Consider the following 1910-nt stretch of genomic DNA (forward strand, 5'->3'; position numbering starts at 1 on the left):
GTTGTTCGAATTCTTGTGTTCGTCAACTAAAAGCTCGCCAAAGGGCAGGTACTCGGCTTTTTGCGTGAATTGACCATTTTGATTGGTCATGAAATTAATTGCAGCGTGAGTACACATTTCTTTCAAACAAATGAAAAGTTTGTGAAATATTTAAAAACTTGTCGCTCTTATCAATGCTTTAAGGAGAACAGCCTTAGTTATTTTTAAATTTGACTTTTCAATTTAGATAAAATTCATCTCCTTGCACATTAATAAAAAGATTCAATGCTTTTAGATTTTGAATAAACTCGAACAAAATTTCGTTTCTGTCTAATCGTGTCTTCCGAGATCTTACCTGATTTGTTTAAATAAAGTTTTGAAGCACCTTCGAATTTAAAATACAATGTGTCCAACGGCTCGGAAAAGCTACGTTCAGCAGACATAAAATTACAAAAAAATCTACCATTCGTAAATTTCGACTTTTTCATTTCTATGTCTTCTCCGTCTCCACTTAAATAAGCAATTGACCGAAAATTTAACGTTTTTTCGGTTCGCCCCGAAATTAAAACAAAAGCTTTAACGTAATCATATTGGTAAAATATTACAGCGGAATGTTTATCAACTTTTTCGTAGTAATACAAGTCGTAAAAATTAAACTTTGTCGCTAAAAATTTATACAAATTACTATTTGAATCTACTTTACTTTCCGTTAAATTAAGCTCAATTTTGGATAAGCTATCAATTAATCGAGCGTTAAAATCAGTTGTTATACTTTTTGAGATAAATTTTATAGGTTTACTACTTTCTGGCATTCTGTTACATGATATGAGAAGTATTAACGTTAAAAATGCTGTTGTGTATTTTTTCATAATTTATCTTTTTCCCATGTCTACATGATAATGATTATCGTGCACGCTTCCGCCGTTCATTACTTTAACACTTCCACTGTCGTTAAATTGCCTGTACACTGACGGGCCAATCAAGAACCGTTTAAATCCGTGTTTTCCTAGAGAGTTTATAAAACTTTGCGTTCTATTGATGTCGAATCTTGAATCTGATACTGTACCCTTATAGCTTCCGCCTGGCCCAAGTAAACGAATATCGAATGTACCCACGTCTGCATGATGTAAGCCCCCACTACTGTTTTTTGGAACTTTTCCATCGGTAGGAGACAGCATATCACCGATTGAAACAACATCATCGGGATATGTTTGTTTGTAGTCAACAATCGCATTTATCATGTTAGCAATATACTCAGGCTTACCCCATTGATCCTGAGGTCCCTTTTCGTCATTACGATTATAGTTGGAGTAAAGCGTCATACTACCAGCAGTAAACTGACTATTTTTTGCATTTGGATTATCAACAGGCAGTTGTACCATGCCAGAAGAATTTGCAACCGCATAAGTCATTGACCGATCATTCTTATATATTTCAAGAACCGTACCCGTAATACCTTTAACATTATTCCATTCTTTTGAACGGGCGTAAGTTGTTCCTCTGTAAATTTCACCTTGTCCTAACACACCTTTATCTTTATAATTATCCGCTGTTACATCTTTTCTCCAAGTAATGTCGCCATTAGCCGCTTCAACCCAATCTCTCCCATCGGGATCTACATAGATAACCGGATTATTCGCACAATACGCATAGCCCGAAATGGATGGATACTTCTCCGCCAACGGATCTACGCTTATAAAACTACTCCATTTTNACCTCTGTAAATTTCACCTTTTCCTAACACACCCTTGTCTTTATAATTATCCGCTGTTACATCTTTTCTCCAAGTAATGTCGCCATTAGCCGCTTCAACCCAATCTCTCCCATCGGGATCTACATAGATAACCGGATTATTCGCACAATACGCATAGCCCGAAATGGATGGATACTTCTCCGCCAACGGATCTACGCTTATAAAACTACTCCATTTT

Annotated in this window: 2 protein-coding genes; both read right to left on the minus strand. The window is 36.1% G+C overall.

Translation table 11 applies throughout. The features are described from left to right. Window positions 1-248: 248 nt before the first annotated feature. Entirely contained in the window at window positions 249-848 is a 600-nt protein-coding gene (locus tag CHX27_RS00845; RefSeq protein ID WP_133063375.1) for a hypothetical protein, read from the minus strand. A gap of 3 nt (window positions 849-851) precedes the next feature. Beyond that, window positions 852-1661, minus strand: a complete 810-nt coding sequence (locus CHX27_RS15655; RefSeq protein WP_094484892.1) for an RHS repeat-associated core domain-containing protein — start codon at window positions 1659-1661, stop codon at window positions 852-854. Window positions 1662-1910: the final 249 nt, after the last annotated feature.

The organism is Flavobacterium aurantiibacter (assembly GCF_002251775.1).
Lineage (GTDB): Bacteria > Bacteroidota > Bacteroidia > Flavobacteriales > Flavobacteriaceae > Flavobacterium > Flavobacterium aurantiibacter.

Bases quoted from the DNA above. Each gene is read 5' to 3' on its own strand.
- CHX27_RS00845 (WP_133063375.1), bottom strand. From the start codon at position 848: ATGAAAAAATACACAACAGCATTTTTAACGTTAATACTTCTCATATCA.